The organism is Erwinia sp. BNK-24-b (genome assembly GCF_047456155.1).
Lineage (GTDB): Bacteria > Pseudomonadota > Gammaproteobacteria > Enterobacterales > Enterobacteriaceae > Erwinia > Erwinia phyllosphaerae.
Genome location: NZ_CP179901.1, coordinates 3,794,850 through 3,811,307, shown reverse-complemented (window position 1 = coordinate 3,811,307; position 16,458 = coordinate 3,794,850). Strand labels below are relative to the sequence as shown.

Annotated in this window: 11 protein-coding genes and 1 riboswitch; of the genes, 3 read left to right on the top strand and 8 right to left on the bottom strand. The window is 56.6% G+C overall.

Going from position 1 to position 16,458, the window contains the following annotated elements; genetic code table 11:
* Window positions 1-9 precede the first annotated feature (9 nt).
* Both rapA and polB read right to left on the bottom strand, forming a co-directional pair.
* Entirely contained in the window at window positions 10-2,916 is a 2,907-nt protein-coding gene (gene rapA, locus ACMGGR_RS17455; protein WP_414147445.1) for an RNA polymerase-associated protein RapA, read from the bottom strand.
* Window positions 2,917-3,048: 132 nt separating this feature from the next.
* A complete protein-coding gene (polB, locus tag ACMGGR_RS17450) occupies window positions 3,049-5,409 on the bottom strand; it encodes a DNA polymerase II (RefSeq protein ID WP_414147444.1) in 2,361 nt (786 codons plus the stop codon).
* Between the two features lie 358 nt (window positions 5,410-5,767).
* On the opposite strand from polB, the gene ACMGGR_RS17445 reads away from it, so the two are divergent.
* The gene (locus ACMGGR_RS17445; RefSeq protein ID WP_246758649.1) at window positions 5,768-6,532 is read left to right on the top strand and encodes a DedA family protein; all 765 of its coding nucleotides are present in this window, start codon (window positions 5,768-5,770) and stop codon (window positions 6,530-6,532) included.
* Between the two features lie 23 nt (window positions 6,533-6,555).
* Window positions 6,556-7,455 carry a LysR family transcriptional regulator gene (locus ACMGGR_RS17440; protein WP_414147443.1) on the top strand — a complete coding sequence of 300 codons (900 nt, stop codon included), beginning with the start codon at window positions 6,556-6,558 and terminating at the stop codon, window positions 7,453-7,455.
* On the opposite strand, the gene ACMGGR_RS17435 is transcribed toward ACMGGR_RS17440, so the two are convergent.
* The 6 genes from ACMGGR_RS17435 to sgrR form a co-directional block, all read right to left on the bottom strand.
* Window positions 7,430-8,233, bottom strand: a complete 804-nt coding sequence (locus ACMGGR_RS17435; RefSeq protein ID WP_414147442.1) for a molybdate ABC transporter substrate-binding protein — start codon at window positions 8,231-8,233, stop codon at window positions 7,430-7,432. The two genes, ACMGGR_RS17440 and ACMGGR_RS17435, sit on opposite strands and share 26 nt — an antisense overlap.
* Before the next feature lie 9 nt (window positions 8,234-8,242).
* Window positions 8,243-9,553, bottom strand: a complete 1,311-nt coding sequence (locus ACMGGR_RS17430) for an MFS transporter (RefSeq protein WP_246758144.1) — start codon at window positions 9,551-9,553, stop codon at window positions 8,243-8,245.
* Between the two features lie 258 nt (window positions 9,554-9,811).
* Window positions 9,812-10,513: a thiamine ABC transporter ATP-binding protein ThiQ gene (gene thiQ, locus ACMGGR_RS17425; RefSeq protein WP_414147441.1), complete on the bottom strand. Its 702-nt coding sequence runs from the start codon at window positions 10,511-10,513 to the stop codon at window positions 9,812-9,814.
* Entirely contained in the window at window positions 10,497-12,098 is a 1,602-nt protein-coding gene (gene thiP / locus ACMGGR_RS17420) for a thiamine/thiamine pyrophosphate ABC transporter permease ThiP (protein WP_246758146.1), read from the bottom strand. The genes thiQ and thiP overlap by 17 nt, the downstream gene beginning before the upstream one ends.
* Window positions 12,074-13,060 (bottom strand): thiamine ABC transporter substrate binding subunit, encoded by a 987-nt coding sequence (gene thiB / locus ACMGGR_RS17415; protein WP_414147440.1) that lies wholly within the window; start codon window positions 13,058-13,060, stop codon window positions 12,074-12,076. The genes thiP and thiB overlap by 25 nt, the downstream gene beginning before the upstream one ends.
* Before the next feature lie 36 nt (window positions 13,061-13,096).
* Window positions 13,097-13,195: riboswitch (TPP riboswitch) on the bottom strand.
* Between the two features lies 1 nt (window position 13,196).
* A complete protein-coding gene (gene sgrR / locus ACMGGR_RS17410) occupies window positions 13,197-14,891 on the bottom strand; it encodes an HTH-type transcriptional regulator SgrR (RefSeq protein WP_414147439.1) in 1,695 nt (564 codons plus the stop codon).
* Window positions 14,892-15,139: 248 nt separating this feature from the next.
* Here sgrR and ACMGGR_RS17405 point away from each other — a divergent pair, with 248 nt between their 5' ends.
* Complete coding sequence (locus ACMGGR_RS17405) at window positions 15,140-16,318, top strand: sugar efflux transporter (RefSeq protein ID WP_414147438.1); 1,179 nt, start codon at window positions 15,140-15,142, stop codon at window positions 16,316-16,318.
* Window positions 16,319-16,458 lie beyond the last annotated feature (140 nt).

Below are 16,458 nucleotides of genomic sequence, written 5' to 3'. Positions count from 1 at the left end.
GCCCCGTCATTACTGATGCGTCACAACGATGAGCCGCAGCGCGTCAAGGCGCCAGCCCGCATCGTTCAGTGCAGCAAGAACCTGTTCGCGGTTGCTTTCCAGCGCGTCAATTTCGTCCTGACGAATGTTAGGGTTGACGGCGCTTAGCGCTTCCAGACGTGACAGTTCTGCACTCAGATTCTCGTTGGCTTCTTCGCGGGCGATGTCGATCAGCTTGCGCGCTTCTTCTGCCGCCTGGCTTTCTGCCAGTTTCAGAATCGCATGCACATCCTGCTGCACCGCGTTGACCAGCTTGCTGCCGTTATGACGATTTACCGCGTTCAGCTGGCGGTTAAAGCTTTCGAACTCGACTTTTCCCGCCAGGTTGTTGCCTTTGCTGTCAACCAGCATGCGTACCGGCGTTGGCGGCAGGAAGCGGGTGAGCTGTAGCTGTTTTGGCGCCTGCGCTTCCACGACATAAATCAGTTCTACCAGCAGCGTGCCGACCGGCAGCGCTTTGTTCTTCAGCAGCGATAGTGCGCAGCTTCCGGTATCGCCAGAAAGGATCAGATCCAGACCGTTACGAATGATCGGGTGTTCCCACGTGACATACTGCGCATCTTCGCGCGAAAGCGCCTGGCCGCGATCGAACGTAATGGTACAGCCATCTTCCGGCAGGCCAGGGAAGTCCGGTACCAGCATGTGGTCGCCCGGCGTCAGCACGATCAGGTTATCGCTGCGATCTTCCTGGTTAATCCCCACAATATCGAACAGGTTCAGCGCAAAGTTGACCAGTTCAATGTCGTTATCCTGCTCGCCAATTTTCTCCGCCAGCGCCTGCGCCTTTTCGCCGCCGTTGGAGTTCAGCTCCAGCAGACGATCGCGGCCCTGTTCCAGTTTGCTTTTCAACGTGTTGTGCAGTTCGCGACACTCGCTGATAAAGTCATCCAGGCCTTCGGTGTTTTCCGGCGAAGCCAGATAGTCGATAAGCTGGCCGCTGACGCTATCGTAAACCGTACGGCCAGTCGGGCAGGTATGCTCAAAGGCGTCCAGCCCTTCGTGATACCAGCGCACCAGTACCGACTGCGCGGTTTTTTCCAGATAAGGTACATGGATCTGAATATCGTGCGCCTGGCCAATACGATCGAGACGGCCGATACGCTGCTCCAGCAGATCCGGGTTGGAAGGCAGATCGAACATGACCATCTGGCTGGCAAACTGGAAGTTACGGCCTTCTGAACCGATTTCCGAACAGAGCAGCACCTGGGCACCGTCCTCTTCCGAGGCAAACCAGGCTGCAGCGCGGTCGCGCTCGATGATGGACAAACCTTCGTGGAACACGGCGGCGCGAATACCTTCACGCTCGCGCAGAACCTGTTCAAGCTGCAGTGCGGTAGCGGCCTTGGCGCAGATTACCAGCACTTTGCTGTCGCGGTTGCTGGTTAAAAAGCCCATCAGCCACTCGACGCGCGGATCGAAGTTCCACCACGTGCCGCTATCACCCTCAAATTCCTGATAAATCTGCTCCGGATAGAGCATGTCGCGCGCGCGTTCATCGGCCGCTTTACGCGCGCCCATAATGCCGGAAACCTTGATTGCCGTCTGGTACTGCGTCGGCAGCGGCAGGCGAATCTGGTGCAGTTCGCGTTTTGGGAAGCCCTTGACGCCGTTACGGGTGTTGCGGAACAGCACGCGGCTGGTGCCGTGGCGATCCATCAACATGCTAATCAGTTCCTGACGCGCTTCCAGCTTGCCTTCGCGATCGCTGTTGGCGACCTGCAGCAGCGGCTCGATATCCTGCTCGCCCATCAGATCGTTGAGCCTGTTCATCTGCTCATTATCGATAGCTTTGTCGGCCAGCAGGCCGGAAACGGCGTCGGCAATCGGCTGGAAATGCTGCTGTTCTTCAACAAAGGCAGCAAAGTCGTGGAAGCGATCTGGATCCAGCAGGCGCAGACGGGCGAAATGGCTCTCCATTCCCAGCTGTTCTGGCGTTGCGGTCAGCAGCAGCACGCCCGGGATCTGCTCGGCCAGCTGCTCGATAACCTGGTACTCGCGGCTTGGCTCGCCTTCTTGCCAGGCCAGGTGGTGCGCTTCGTCAACGATCAGCAGATCCCATTCTGCTTCTGCCAGCATCTCCAGACGCTGTTTATTACGACGTACGAAATCGAGCGAACAAATAACCAGCTGTTCGGTATCAAAAGCGTTATCGCTGTCGAGACGGGCCTGCGCATAGCGGTCGTCATCGAACAGGGCAAAACGCAGGTTAAAGCGCCTCAGCATTTCAACCAGCCACTGGTGCTGCAAGGTTTCCGGCACCACGATCAGCACGCGTTCGGCGCGGCCAGCCAGCAGCTGCTGGTGGATAATCATCCCGGCTTCAATGGTTTTACCCAGCCCCACTTCGTCAGCCAACAGCACGCGTGGCGCATGGCGGCGGCCCACATCATGAGCGATATGCAGCTGGTGCGGGATCAGGCTGGTACGCATGCCGCGCAGGCCGCTAACTGCCAGACGATACTGCTCGCTCTGGTATTTACGGGCGCGGAAACGCAGCGCAAAGCGATCCATGCGGTCCAGCTGGCCAGCGAACAGGCGATCCTGCGGCTTGCTGAATACCAGCTTGCTGTCGAGCATCACTTCACGCATCACCACGTCAGACTCTTCGGTATCCAGTCGCGTACCGATATAGGTCACCAGACCATTTTCCGTCTGGACTTCCGTGACCTCCAGCTGCCAGCCTTCATGGCTGGTGATGGTGTCGCCCGGATTAAAAATCACACGAGTAATAGGCGAATCATTTTTAGCGTAAAGACGGTTTTCGCCGGTGGCGGGGAAAAGCAGTGTGACCATGCGCGCATCTACCGCAACAATAGTTCCTAATCCCAGTTCGCTTTCCGTATCGCTGATCCAGCGTTGACCAAGTGTAAAAGGCATAGATATTCGGCTCGATTCTCGTAGAGGTTATTTCAGGCAATAGCACTACCACCCGGCATGCATGCCCGGCAGATTCGTTTCGTTTTGCAGGAAGGGCGCTATGGTACTGGAAGGTGGCGCGTTCGTCACCTGTCAAAATAACCCTAACTGACCAGTTACCAGTGTAGCAAAGTCACCCTGAACAAAAGGAAGAATGCCCTCTGCCACGGGCTGGAGCTGTCGCGAAAGATAGTGTTCGTAGTCCAGTGGCGTCAGGCGTACTTCCAGCGGTTCCGGGCCTGAGGTCGCCATCACGTAGCGAATTTTTCCGCCTTTTTGATACTGCAAAGGCCGCCCCAGCTTTTGATTTTGCTCGTCGGCGATGCGTGCGGCGCGGACGTGCGGCGGAACATTGCGCTGGTATTCCGCCAGCGGTCGACGCAGCTTTTTGCTATAGACCAGCTGATCGTCCAGCTCGCCGTCCAGCAGCTGGCGGATAGTTTCCCGCACGTAGTCCTGCCACGGCTGCTGTTTAAAAATGCGCAGGTAGAGCGCCTGCTGAAAATTTTTCGCTAATGGCGTCCAGTCGGTGCGCACCGTTTCCAGTCCCTTGAAGACCATTCTTTCTGTCGCGCCTTCGCGTACTAATCCGGCGTAGCGCTTTTTGCTGCCCTGTTCGGCACCGCGAATAGTCGGCATCAGGAAACGGCTGAAGTGCGTTTCAAATTCCAGCTCCAGCGCGCTTTCCAGTCCGGCTTCTTCCCGCAAATGGTTTCGCCACCAGCCGTTGATTTTCTCTACCAGCTGATGACCGATGGCCGCTGCTGACGCTTCGTCATGCGGCGTTTTTAGCCAGACAAAGGTAGAGTCCGTATCGCCATAGATCACGTCGTAGCCTTCGGCTTCGACCAGCTCTCTGGTCTGGCGCATGATCTCGTGGCCGCGCAGCGTAATGGAAGAGGCCAGCCGGGGATCGAAAAAGCGGCACGAGCTGGTACCAAGCACACCGTACAGCGCGTTCATGATAATTTTTAGCGCCTGCGACAGCGGCTTGTTGCCCTCTTTTTTGGCGGCTTCGCGACCCAGCCAGATCTGGCTAACAATGTCCGGCAGGCAGTGGGTAGTACGGGAAAAACGTGCGCCAAGAAAGCCGCTCACCGACTCTTTCTCGTCGGGGCGCGCCATGCCTTCCGCCAGGCCAACCGGATCGATTAAAAAGGTACGAATAATGGACGGATAAAGGCTTTTGTAGTCCAGCACCAGCACCGAATCGTAAAGCCCCGGACGGGAATCCATAACGTAACCGCCGGGGCTGGCCTGTGGCGCGACCTCGCCGAGGTTAGGCGCGACAAAACCTGCGCGATGCATGCGCGGCAGATAAAGATGGCTGAAAGAGGCCACTGAACCACCGTGACGATCGACCGGTAGCCCGTTGACGGTGGCGCGCTCCAGCAGGAAAGGCATTATCTCGGTGCGCTGGAAAATGCGCGTCACCAGCTCGCAGTCCTTCAGGTTATAGTGCGCCAGCGCAGGTTTATTTTCCGCAAAGCGCTGGTCAATCTCCTGCATTCTGTCCCACGGGTTATTGATCGCTTTGCCTTCACCCAGCAGCTCGCGCGAGACCGATTCCAGGCTAAACGACGGAAAGTCCCAGAAGGCGGATTTTAGCGCGTCAATGCCGTCGATAATCAGCCGCCCGGTCGCTTGGGCAAACCAGATGCCCGGCTTAAAGCCGTGCTCGCGCCACTCCAGCATTTCATTATTACGGCCGAGGCGCAGCGGGATACCATAGCGATCGGCATGTTTTTGCAGCATGCGGAGATCGAACTGCACCACGTTCCAGCCAATCAGCACATCCGGATCGTGCTTGGCAAACCAGGCGTTGAGCTTTTCCAGCAGCGCGGGACGGCTGGCGACGTATTCCAGTTCGAAATCCAGGCCGCTGGCATCGCCGTTTTCCGGCCCCAGCATGTAAACCACGCGCTGGCCGCAGCCCTCAAGGCCGATGCAGTAGAGCTCGCCGTGACGCGTGGTTTCGATGTCCAGCGATACCCATTTTAACGGCGGACGATAGTCGGGATTGGGCTTCAGGCGGGCTTTTGTCACGCTGTTGCCGACCGTCTCGCCGCTGAACCAGACCGGTGCGGTGATAAAGCGCTCCATCAAAAAACGCTCAGGTGGGCGCACGTCGGCTTCATAAACCATTACGCCGTTTTCCCGCAGCAGCTTTTCCAGCTTTTGCAGCTGGCGATACTGTTTGCAATACAGTCCGGCGACCGGACGCTGGCGAAAGTCTTTTAGCTTTAGCGCAGCCAGACGATAATCGCGCTCCGTCTTTAGCAGCGTTTCTGCCTGAGCCAGCTGCGACTGCGGAATAAAAGCGACCGATTCCTGCGGCGGCAGAACCACACGCTGCGGTCCGGCATCCGTGGCCAGCCATAACACGATTTCCGTGCCGTCGGGCGTATCTCGCCAGTGGCGGGTAAGCAGAAAGCCTGCGCGCGCGTCGTTCACCTGAGCCTCCTGAAGGAATAGATAAAATGCGGGTGCTGAGAAAATCCCGGCGCGCGCTTTTCACAAGGGCGCGGCAGGATCCAGAACAACGCTATGCGGGGCGCGGACACCCGGGATACTTTAATGTTGTCAGCGGCCTCAACAGAATACTTTCGGACGTAAAATCTGCTGGTCCGTATAATAACATGTTTATTTATACAGTTCCTGACTCTGGGCTGTCGATTTTTTCTTCGGTTAACGGCCCTTTTTTTACTGCCGCAGCAGTTGAAAATCTCCGCATCCCCATACAAAACAGCGCTTGACGGATCCCGGGATGGTCGGGACAATCCGACCTCCTGATAAGCAGAATGTGAAAAGTATGGAAGCCTGGCTACAACATCTTATAACTCAATCCGTTGCGTGGTCGCTGATGGCCGTGGGGCTGGTCGCTTTTTTTGAATCTCTGGCGCTGGTCGGCCTGCTGCTGCCTGGTACCGTGTTAATGGCTTCGCTGGGCGCGCTGATCGGTAGTGGGCAAATTAGCCTTTATCCCGCCTGGGGCGTGGGGATTGTGGGCTGTCTGTTGGGCGACTGGCTTTCCTATTTTATCGGCTGGCAGTTTAAAGGGCCGCTGCACCGCTGGTCGTTTATTAAAAAATATCAGGCTTTAATGGATAAAACCGAACATGCGCTGCATCAGCACAGCATGTTTACGATTATCATTGGCCGGTTTGTTGGCCCGACGCGGCCGCTGATCCCGCTGGTCGCCGGGATGCTTGAGCTGCCGGTAAAGAAATTTATTCCGCCTAACCTGATTGGCTGCGTGCTGTGGCCGCCTTTATATCTGCTGCCGGGCATTCTGGCTGGCGTGGCGATAGACGTACCGAAAGACGCCAGCAGCAGCATGTTTAAATGGCTACTGTTAGGCGTGGCGCTGCTGGTATGGCTGGGCGGCTGGCTCTGCTGGCGCTGGCTACGGGCTAAAAAGCAAAACGACTGGGTAACGCCTTATCTGCCAGCCAGCCGTCTGCGCTGGCTGTCACCGTTGATGATGGTGGCAGGCGTGGGGAGCCTGGTGGCTATCCAGTTCCATCCTATGATGCCGATATTCCGCAATCTGTTGTGGCAGGTGTTTATCGGTTAGCGCTGCAAGCGCAAGGAGCAGCCATGCCGGTAAATGTTGATTTAAACGATCTGTATGCCTTTCGGGCGCTGGTGGAATATGGCAGCTTCCGCCTTGCGGCAGAATCGATCTGTCTTTCCCAGTCGGCGCTAAGCCGCAGAATAGACAAGCTGGAAGGCGCGCTGGGTCTGAAGCTGTTTGAACGCACCACGCGGCGGGTAAGCCTGACGCTTGCCGGGCAGAGTTTTGCCGAGCGTTCGGAACGGCTGCTGGCTGACTTTGAGGACGTGGTCGGGGATCTTAGCGAGGTTAGCCAGAACCGTACTGGTCTGGTCACCGTCGCCAGCGTCCCTTCTGCGGCCTACTATTTTATGCCTGACGTTATTCGCCGTTTTCAAATTCGCTATCCGCGTGTGCGCGTTAAGCTTATCGACAGCAGCGCCAGCAATGTTTACGACGCGGTTGTGAGCGGCCAGGCAGATTTCGGCATCAGTTTTTCTGGCAGGACGCAGGCGGATATCGAGTTTCTGCCGCTGCTGGAGGACAGCTATGTGGCGGCCTGTCGGCATGAGCATCCGCTTGCGGGGCGAAAAAGCCTGACATGGCGTGAGTTTTACCAGCAGGCGTGGATCGGGCTGGATAAAACGTCCGGTAACAGAAATCTGCTCGATCAGGCGCTGGCACAAATCGTTCCGGAACGCCCCAGCATTTGCGAAACCCGGCACGTCACCACCATGCTGGGAATGGTTGAAGCGGGACTGGGCATTGCTGCCGTGCCCGCTATGTCGCTGCCGTCTTCCGGCCACTCCATCCTGACCAGCCTGCCGCTGACCGAACCGGCAGTGAAACGAACGGTTGGCCTGCTCAGGCGCAGCGGGCGCGTGCTGTCTCACGTCGCCGCCGAGCTTGAAAAGCTGATTACTGAACGGTATCCGTCTGCTTAGCAGCCTGCGATGCTTTTACCGTTTTCAGACCGGTTGCCTGTACGGTGGGCTGTACAGCCGCTGAGGAAAGATACTGCAACAGCTTTTGCGCCTCCTGCCGATGGGCGGAGGTTTTCGTCACGGCACCCGCAAAACGGGTCGTGTACTGCATGCTGGCAGGTAGCTCGCCAATAAAGGTAACGCCAGAAACGGGACGCAGTTCGCTGACCTGCTGAAAGCCCAGCTGATACTTGCCGTCAGCCACCATGGAAGCCACAGGAACCCTTTCTATCTGGTGCGCCTTGTTCTGCACTTCATTTTTAATGCCCAGCTTTTCAAACAGCTGACCGCTGACATATCTGCCGCTGGCGCTGTCTGAATAGGCGATAGAGCGGGCTTTTAATAAAGCATTGCGCAACGCCTCTTCCGTGCTGATATCAACCGGCGCGTCGCCTTTACGGACCACCGCGCCGACGGTTGAGTCGGCCAGCTCGACGCGAGAGTCTTTGAGGATCCAGCCTGCCTTATCCAGCTTTGTCAGCGCGTCACCGACCATAATCACGACGTCTGCCTTTTCACCGTGTGCCAGCCTGGTAGGAATGGCCTGAGCCGAGTTGCCCATCGACGGCCCCGTTACCGTCACAACCTTGTAGCCTTCCTGCGCGGCAAAACGCGGTGCGAGTTTTTGCCATGCGGCGTTGAAGCCGCCGGATATCATTATCGTCAGCTCTTGTGCCTGAGCGCCCGCGCTAAGAAAGAAAAGAGCTGCCAGCGATAAACAGCGAGATGTTTTGCCCATGATTTTTCCTTAACTGAATGGTTTAGGTGCTGGTTGAAAAGGGACGGCGCTGCGGCGGTAGAGATAAAGTGTTGCTCCCAGAGCGCACACGGCGGCAAAGCTCATCCAGTATCCCGGCGAGGCTTTATCGCCCGTCAGCTCAATCAGGCCGGTGGAGACGACCGGGGTAAAGCCGCCAAAAACTGCCGTAGCCAGGCTGTAGGCCAGCGAAAATCCGGCGACCCTGACCTCTGACGGCATAATTTCCGTCAGCGCCGGGATCATCGCACCGTTATAAAGACCGTAAATAAAGGAGAGCCACAGCAGCACGCCCAGCATCATGTGAAAATCGGGCGCTGCGGCCAGCAGGCTTAGCGCAGGATAAGAGGTGCAGAGCGCCAGCAGCGTCATGCCAATCAGGACCGGTTTACGGCCAAAGCGATCGGACAGCGCGCCGCCAATGGGCAGCCAGAAAAAATTTGAAACGGCGACCAGTAACGTAACCAGTAAACTGTCGGAAGCGCTGAGCATCAGCACTTTTTTGCCGAAGGTCGGTGCATAAACCGTGATCAGATAAAAGGCCGTGGTGGTCATGGCCACCATCAGCATGCCTGCGATAACCACTGGCCAGTTAGCCAGCAGCGTGCTGAAAACCTGCTTCATGGCCAGATGTTTACGGCGGGCGTTAAATTCCTGGGTTTCTTCCAGCTTACGACGCAGAACAAAGATAAAAGGCACGATCAGACAGCCAAACAGAAACGGGATGCGCCAGCCCCATTCACGGATAGTCGTTTCCGCCAGCGCCGCATTCAGCGCAAAGCCCATGGCGGCCGCAATCATGATCGCGACCTGCTGGCTACCCGACTGCCAGCTGGTATAAAAGCCCTTACGGCCGGGGGTGGCGATCTCTGCCAGATAAACCGACACGCCGCCTAATTCCGCACCGGCAGAGAAACCCTGTAGCAGGCGGCCCATCAGCACCAGAAAGGGTGCCCAAAGCCCGATAGTTTGATAAGACGGGATCAGCACAATCAAAAAGGTGCCAGCGGCCATAATCGACAGGGTAACAATCAGCCCTTTGCGCCTGCCGACCTTATCGATATACGCACCTAACACGATGGCACCCACAGGCCGCATCAGAAAGCCCGCGCCAAACACGGCAAACGTCATCATCAGCGAGGCGAATTCACTGCTCGCCGGGAAGAAGGTATGCGCGATATAGGTAGCGTAAAAACCAAACAGAAAGAAATCAAACTGTTCTAAGAAGTTGCCTGACGTGACGCGGAGTATCGCGCCGATGCGGGCGCGGGTAGTCAGGGGTGAGCCAGAAGTAAGTTGCATAGTGTTCTCCAGTTTGTCAGTGACGCTTTTCGCTGCGCCTGGTTTGCAGACTGGAGGAGGAGAACGGCGTAAATAAGTGCAATTAACGCATGGATTGATGCGTTGCGAGCATTGATAGTGCGGAAGCGGTTAAAAGCCGCTGGATTTATTAACGTTTTCTTTTCAGAAGGAAAATTTTTAGTAAATTTGCGTCCAACACGAGTTTGCTATTTTGTGACGGTACGCATACACGGCGTCCAGCGCGCCGCCGCCGAATATTTAGCGTACGTTAATTCCTAATACGGTCGCTGCCTTAACCTCGCCGTTAAGCAGAGCCGACGTACTGCCATCCCAGTAAATCCGCCCATCAACGACCAGCACGCTGCGTGATGTAATTTGCGCGGCATCCTCAATGCTGTGCGAAACCATCAGCAGCGTAATATTTCTTTCCTGACAGACTTCGTCGACCAGCGCCAGCATCTCCTTACGCAGCGCCGGATCCAGAGCGGAAAAAGGCTCATCCAGCAGCAAAATGGGCTGCTGGCGTACCAGACAGCGGGCAAGTGCGGCGCGCTGACGTTGGCCGCCAGAAAGTTCGCCCGGCAGACGTTCAAGGTAATCTTCCAGCCCGACGCGCGCTGCAATAGCTGATAAAGCGTGACGTTGCTCGCTGTTCAGCCGCAGGCCGGGATGCAGCCCCAGCCCAATGTTTTGCGTCACGGTAAGATGCGGGAAAAGATTATTCTCCTGAAACAGCATGGAAACCGGCCGCCGCGCTGGTGGCGTAAACCGATGATCCTCACCGTTAAGCCGTAATTCGCCGCTGCTGGCATTGAGAAACCCGGCGATCAGGCTCAGCAGCGTGCTTTTGCCCGCGCCGCTGGGGCCAAGGATCGCCAGACGTTCCCCAGCCTGTAAAGACAGAGAAAAGCGCATCGGCAGGTGGTGATAAATCCAGGTGAGGTTATTCAGCGTCAGCATGGCGTCCCGGCAGTTTCTCAATCAGGGTAAATAAAAGAAGGCACAACAGCAGCAGCAACAGGGCGGTAACGGCACCATCCTGACTGCGATAAGACCCCATCTGCTGGTAAAGCCAGAAGGGCAGCGTGCGGAAATCTTCGTTGCCAAACAGCGCCACTACCCCGAAATCGCCAACCGAAAGCACGCTGGCAAAAGCCAGCGCCTGAGCCAGCGGCCGTTTTAAAGCGCGCAGCTCAATCAGCCGCAGGCGGTTTAGCCCGCGAATATCCAGCGCCAGACAAAGTCGGTTATAACGCTCGGCGATATCACGCAGCGGGTTTTCGAGGACTTTCATGGCATAGGGTACGGCCATCAGCGCGTTGGTAAAGATAACGATACCGTCCGCCGACTGCGGCAAACCAACCGTACTGTTTAACAGCAGGAAAAAACCGGTAGCGAGCACAATTCCCGGCATCGCCAGAATCAGCATGCCGCTTAACTCCAGCAGCTGACCGTAGAAAAGCTGCTGGCGCAGGCGCAGCTCGCGGCTGCTCCACAGCAGCATAACGGTAAGCAGGACGCAGAGAAGACCAGCAGCAAGCGCGATACGTACCGAAGTAAAAGTTGCCTGCCAGAGCGCAGGCTGTTGCAGTACCGTCAACAAATTAGGGTTAAGACCATCGACGATAACGGCCAGCAGCGGCGGCAGGATCAACAGCAGCGCCAGTACCAGCAGCGTACCGTCAAGGATTTTTGCACTCAGACTGTCCTGCGGATTGCGCCAGTCTTGCAGGCTGGCGCTACCGGACGGCAGCGCTTTGCTTAGCCGCTGGCCGATCAGCACCAGACTCAGGCAGCACAGCATCTGAACCAGCGCCAGCAGCGCAGCCCGGCCGGGATCGTAATCAAAGTTTAACGCCTGAAAAATGGCCAGTTCGATAGTGGTCGCCTTCGGGCCGCCGCCCAGCGCCAGTACGGTCGCAAAGCTGGCAAAACAGAGCATAAAAATGAGTGCGCCAGCAGGCAGCAGCTGCCGCCGTAGCCATGGCCATTCCATCAGGCGAAAACTGTTCCAGCCGTTAAGCCCAAGCTGGGCCGCGAGCTGCCGCTGTTCCGTCGGAATTTGCTCCAGCGTTTGCAGCAGCAGCCTGGCCGCCAGCGGCAGATTAAAAAAGATGTGCGCCAGCAAAATGCCTTGCAGGCCATAAGGCGTAAAGGTGTAGTGAATATGCAGCAGCGAGCAAAGCCAGGCCAGCCAGCCCGAACGGCCGTAGACGCTCAGAATGCCAAACACGGCCACCAGCACCGGCAGAACCAGCGTCATGGCGCAAAGGCGCAGAAGGAGCGTTCTTCCCGGAAACCGACGGCGATAAAGCGCGCGCGCCAGCGGCACCGCGGGCAGCAGCGCCAGCATGGCGGAAAGAAAAGCCTGCCCGAAAGAGAAACGCAACACGTGCCACAGATAGCTGTCGTGCCAGAGTTCTGGGCCACTAACCGGCGCGTTACGCCACAGCGCCGTAAAGGCGAGGGCGGCAGTAGCGGTCAACAGCATGGCCGCCGTCGCGCCGGGAAGCAGGCTACCTAGCGGCTGACGGCGCTTTGCCATGCACTGATCCACTGGCTTTTATGCGCCGCAACATCCGCAGCAGAATATTGTAACGAGGTTTTCGGCACGTTCAGCGTATCGAATCCGGCAGGTAGCTTCTCGGCCGTTACCGGATACATCCAGTTGCCGGTTGGGATGGTCTGCTGAAACGGCTTAGCCAGGATAAACTGCATAAACTCCTGCGCCAGCTGCGGCTGCTGGCTGGTTTTCAGCTGACCGGCAACCTCCACCTGTAAATAGTGGCCTTCGCTAAAGTCGGCCGCGGCATACTGCGTTTTCTTCTCTTCAATCAGATGATAAGCCGGAGAGGTAGTGTAGCTCAGCACCATATCGGCTTCGCCTTTCAGGAACAGACCGTAAGCCTCGCTCCAGCCTTTAGTCACGGTAACGGTTTTTTTCGCCAGCTTTTGCCATGCGTCAGGGGCCTGGTCGCCATAGATTTTTTGCATCCACAGCAGCAGGCCAAGTCCCGGCGTACTGGTGCGCGGATCTTCATAAATCACTTTAAGAGGACGATCGCTTTCCACCAGCTCTTTCAGGCTTTTCGGCGGATTTTGCAGCTTAGTTTTGTCGTAAACAAAGGCGAACCAGCCATAGTCATAGGGAACAAACGTGCTGTCGTGCCAGCCGCCGGGAAGAGTAACGCCATGCGTATCAACGTGGCTTTCGGCAAAAAGGCCGGTTTTTCTGGCGGCGTCCAGCAGGTTGTTGTCCAGGCCCAGCACCACATCGGCCTTGCTGTTTTTCCCTTCCATACGCAGGCGGTTCAGCAGCGATACGCCATCTTCCAGCGCCACATATTTCAGCTCGCACCCGCACCCGGCTTCGAAGGCCTTTTTAATTGCCGGGCCAGGCCCCCAGTCGGAAGAGAATGAATCATAGGTATAAACCGTCAGCACAGGTTTGGCAGCAACGGCAGGGAGCGAACAGAGCAGCAGCAGAGGCAGGACTTTTTTTAGCACTTTGCGTTCCTTGGTGGTCAGGGCGACGCATGATCTGAGCGGGGGACTCTCAAATCCCTACGCCGGTATTAGCCGGATCAGGTTCGACGGGTTTATCTCAGCGTCGGCTTGCGCCACGCACCCCGTTGAGAACGCACTAGTCTAATGATTTCGGCGCATTAGCGAAAGCATCATGTTCAGGTGGCGCAAACCAGGCAGATTTAAAGTCAAACCAGCCAAGCGTATTCATGCGCACGCCGCGCATGCTGCGTTCGCCTTCCAGCAGCAGCCAGTGATGAAAAACAGGATGAAGATAACAGTCGGTGACCAGCTGTTTGCTCCAGTCCGCCAGCGACAATTCCCGCTCGCGCCAAAGCCTGGCGTCGCGCTGCCAGTCAACGGGCACACAGTGCTGCAACAGGGGAATTTCATAGAGCAAGGCGAACAGCGAAAACGCCAGCGGCAGGGTAAAATTGGCGCTGCCCAGCCAGATATCGCTTTGCGCCTCTCCGCGATGCCAGCTTTCGTAATCAACCTGCTGCATGATCAGCTCTACGCCTTCGGCCGCCAGCAGCGGCTGTAGAGCATTAGCAATGGCCTGATGCTCTACATGATCGCCATACCAGGTCAGCGTCAACGAGGTTAGCCCCTCGGGTTTTTCTCTCGGGCTCAGGTCACGGCGATGATGCCAGCGTGGCAGCAGGCCATAAGCCGGAAACCAGTAGCGCTGGTAGTCCATTCCCGCGTGGTTTAATAAGGCTATGGGGTTGGCGATGGTGCTAAGCCAGCGACGAACCTGCTCATCGCGGCCCAGCGAGGAACGCTGGTCAAACAGCAGAAAATAGCAGCCTTCCTCAAGCCGGGCTTCTTCTGATTTCTCTCCCAGCTGACCGCCTTCCAGCTTCACGCCGGAGTAAACCAGCTCTTCACTAATCTCCGGCAAAACCCAAATGTTAACTTCATCAATAAGCGCGCGGTAGCCGAAGTAGTCGTCAAACGCCTGGATACGCAGCTGGCTTTGCTGATTGCGCACGACGGCATAAGGCCCGGTGCCAACCGGCTGGCGACTGAAATTCGGCAGTGAAGGCCATTCCTGCGGCAGGATCATTGCGCTGACGGCAGCCAGCAGCCAGGGAAGCCAGCTGTCAGGCTGACGCAGATGGACATCCAGCGTCCAGGGCGAAGGGGAGTGAATACGCGCTATGTTGCTGTACAGCGGCTGCCCGAGCGTTCTTTCCAGCGAAGAGATGACATCCGCCATGGTCAGTTCGCGCCCGTGATGAAAACGGATAGCCGGACGCAAATAGAAGCGCCATTGCAGTGGCGTAAGCGCTTGCCAGTGGTGAGCGATGTCCGGTTCGATTTCCCCGTTTTCCTCATTTATCCGCGTCAGGCTGCTGAAAACCTGGCGCGCCAGATGCGTTTCCGAACGGCGCAGCGGCGTAGCGGGATTCAGATTCAGTAAAGAGCGATAGTAGAGCACGCGCAGAATATGTTTCCCCTGGCGAAAGCTGCGGCCCAGATGAGAGATCAACATCTGCCGTACGGCGTCTTTATCACCAAGCAACTGTACCAGCTGGTCGATACGGTCCTGATCGAGCAGATCTTCCGCCCGCTGCTGCTGGAGCGCCAGGCCGGTATAGAGGAAATTGAGCTTTGAGCGCTTGCCGCGCCCGGCTTCAGCCTGCCATTCCAGCCAGCCCGCTTGCCGCATCGCGTTGAGCAAATTCCGCATGTGGCGGCGTGAACAGCTGAGCTGTGCGGCCAGCTGGTCAAGCGTCGTTTCCTGCGACTGACCATCGCATATCGCCCACAGGCGGATAAACTGCTGCTGTAATCGCTTTGAGGTCATAAAAGAGGAACTCTTCAGTGAAAGTCATCTGTTTTTCCTGCCTTATATTAAGGCAATAATTGGCTGCGATGGAAGAGCGGGAGGCATTCTTCGGAGTGGCGCTCTTTCAACGATTTTATATCTGAGTAAGGTGCTTTTTCACCGGCCAGCGCGCGTATTGCCCGCTGGCTTTTTTCATTTCCCGTTTTCTTCTATGCTTGCTGTTTGTGCCTGGTTATCGCCAGAGGCTTCTTTAAAAGGGATTCGGTATGAAATCGCTGCTGACGCGTCGCCGTCGCATTAACCCTGTCTATCTCGCTTTTATGCTCGTTTCTTTTATGGTTGGCGTGGCGGGGGCCTTGCAGGCGCCGACGCTAAGCCTGTTTTTAACGCATGAAGTGGCGGTGCGGCCATTTTGGGTAGGGCTTTTCTATACCGTTAACGCCATTGCCGGCATTGTGGTCAGTATTCTGCTGGCAAAAAGGTCGGATAACCATGGCGATCGCCGCATGCTGATCCTTTTTTGCTGTTTTATGGCGGTAGGTAACGCGCTGTTATTTGCTTTTAACCGGCATTATTTGACGCTGATTACCTTTGGCGTGCTGCTGTCGGCGCTGGCCAGCGTGGCTATGCCGCAGATTTTTGCTCTGGCGCGCGAATATGCCGACAGCTCCGCCAGAGAAGTGGTGATGTTCAGTTCGGTAATGCGCGCGCAGCTGTCGCTGGCGTGGGTGGTCGGGCCGCCGCTCTCTTTTGCGCTGGCGCTGAACTACGGCTTTACCACTATGTTTGCCATCGCCGCCGCGCTGTTTGTTGTCTGTATTGCTTTGGTCTGGTTTGCGCTGCCTTCCGTGCCGCGGGTTGAACAGCCGCCTGAAGTCGTGATTACTCAGGTCGGCGCCTGGAAAAACCGCGACGTGCGGCTGCTGTTTATCGCGTCGCTGCTGATGTGGACCTGCAATACCATGTATATCATTGATATGCCGATCTATATCAGCAGCGTACTGGGACTGCCGGAGCGGTTGGCTGGCCTGCTGATGGGCGTAGCGGCAGGGCTGGAAATTCCGGTGATGCTGCTGGCCGGTCATTACGTGAAGCGCTTTGGCAAACGCAAAATGATGCTGTTCGCCGTCGCGGCGGGGCTGCTGTTTTATCTGGGGCTGGTGCTGTTTCATTCACGTACGGCGCTGATGGCCTTGCAGATCTTCAACGCCATCTTTATTGGTATTATCGCCGGTATCGGCATGCTCTGGTTCCAGGATTTGATGCCCGGCAGGCCTGGGGCGGCCACCACGCTGTTTACCAATAGTATCTCTACCGGGGTGATTCTGGCAGGGGTACTGCAAGGTGCGCTGGCTGAAACGTTCGGACACTATTTCGTCTATTGGGGGGCGCTAATTTTATCGGTCGCCGCGCTGGCCATGTCCGCTAAAGTAAAAGACGTTTAGGTTAAAAAAGCGCCTAATGTTGCTTATTTTTCTTGCAAAAAACCTGCGCCAGCCGCAAAATTTGGCCGACTGTAATTTGTACAAGGATGCGTCGACCTCTGGCAGATGCGGCGGTTTTTAAAGGAATGAATGGAAGCAAC

What these genes read in the sequence shown, in the direction of transcription:
- ACMGGR_RS17435 (WP_414147442.1), bottom strand. Translation starts at nt 8,233, where the DNA reads ATGGGCAAAACATCTCGCTGTTTATCGCTGGCAGCTCTTTTCTTTCTT.
- ACMGGR_RS17430 (WP_246758144.1), bottom strand. Translation starts at nt 9,553, where the DNA reads ATGCAACTTACTTCTGGCTCACCCCTGACTACCCGCGCCCGCATCGGC.
- sgrR (WP_414147439.1), bottom strand. Translation starts at nt 14,891, where the DNA reads ATGACCTCAAAGCGATTACAGCAGCAGTTTATCCGCCTGTGGGCGATA.
- ACMGGR_RS17405 (WP_414147438.1), top strand. Translation starts at nt 15,140, where the DNA reads ATGAAATCGCTGCTGACGCGTCGCCGTCGCATTAACCCTGTCTATCTC.
- ACMGGR_RS17445 (WP_246758649.1), top strand. Translation starts at nt 5,768, where the DNA reads ATGGAAGCCTGGCTACAACATCTTATAACTCAATCCGTTGCGTGGTCG.
- thiP (WP_246758146.1), bottom strand. Translation starts at nt 12,098, where the DNA reads ATGGCAAAGCGCCGTCAGCCGCTAGGTAGCCTGCTTCCCGGCGCGACG.
- thiQ (WP_414147441.1), bottom strand. Translation starts at nt 10,513, where the DNA reads ATGCTGACGCTGAATAACCTCACCTGGATTTATCACCACCTGCCGATG.
- ACMGGR_RS17440 (WP_414147443.1), top strand. Translation starts at nt 6,556, where the DNA reads ATGCCGGTAAATGTTGATTTAAACGATCTGTATGCCTTTCGGGCGCTG.
- rapA (WP_414147445.1), bottom strand. Translation starts at nt 2,916, where the DNA reads ATGCCTTTTACACTTGGTCAACGCTGGATCAGCGATACGGAAAGCGAA.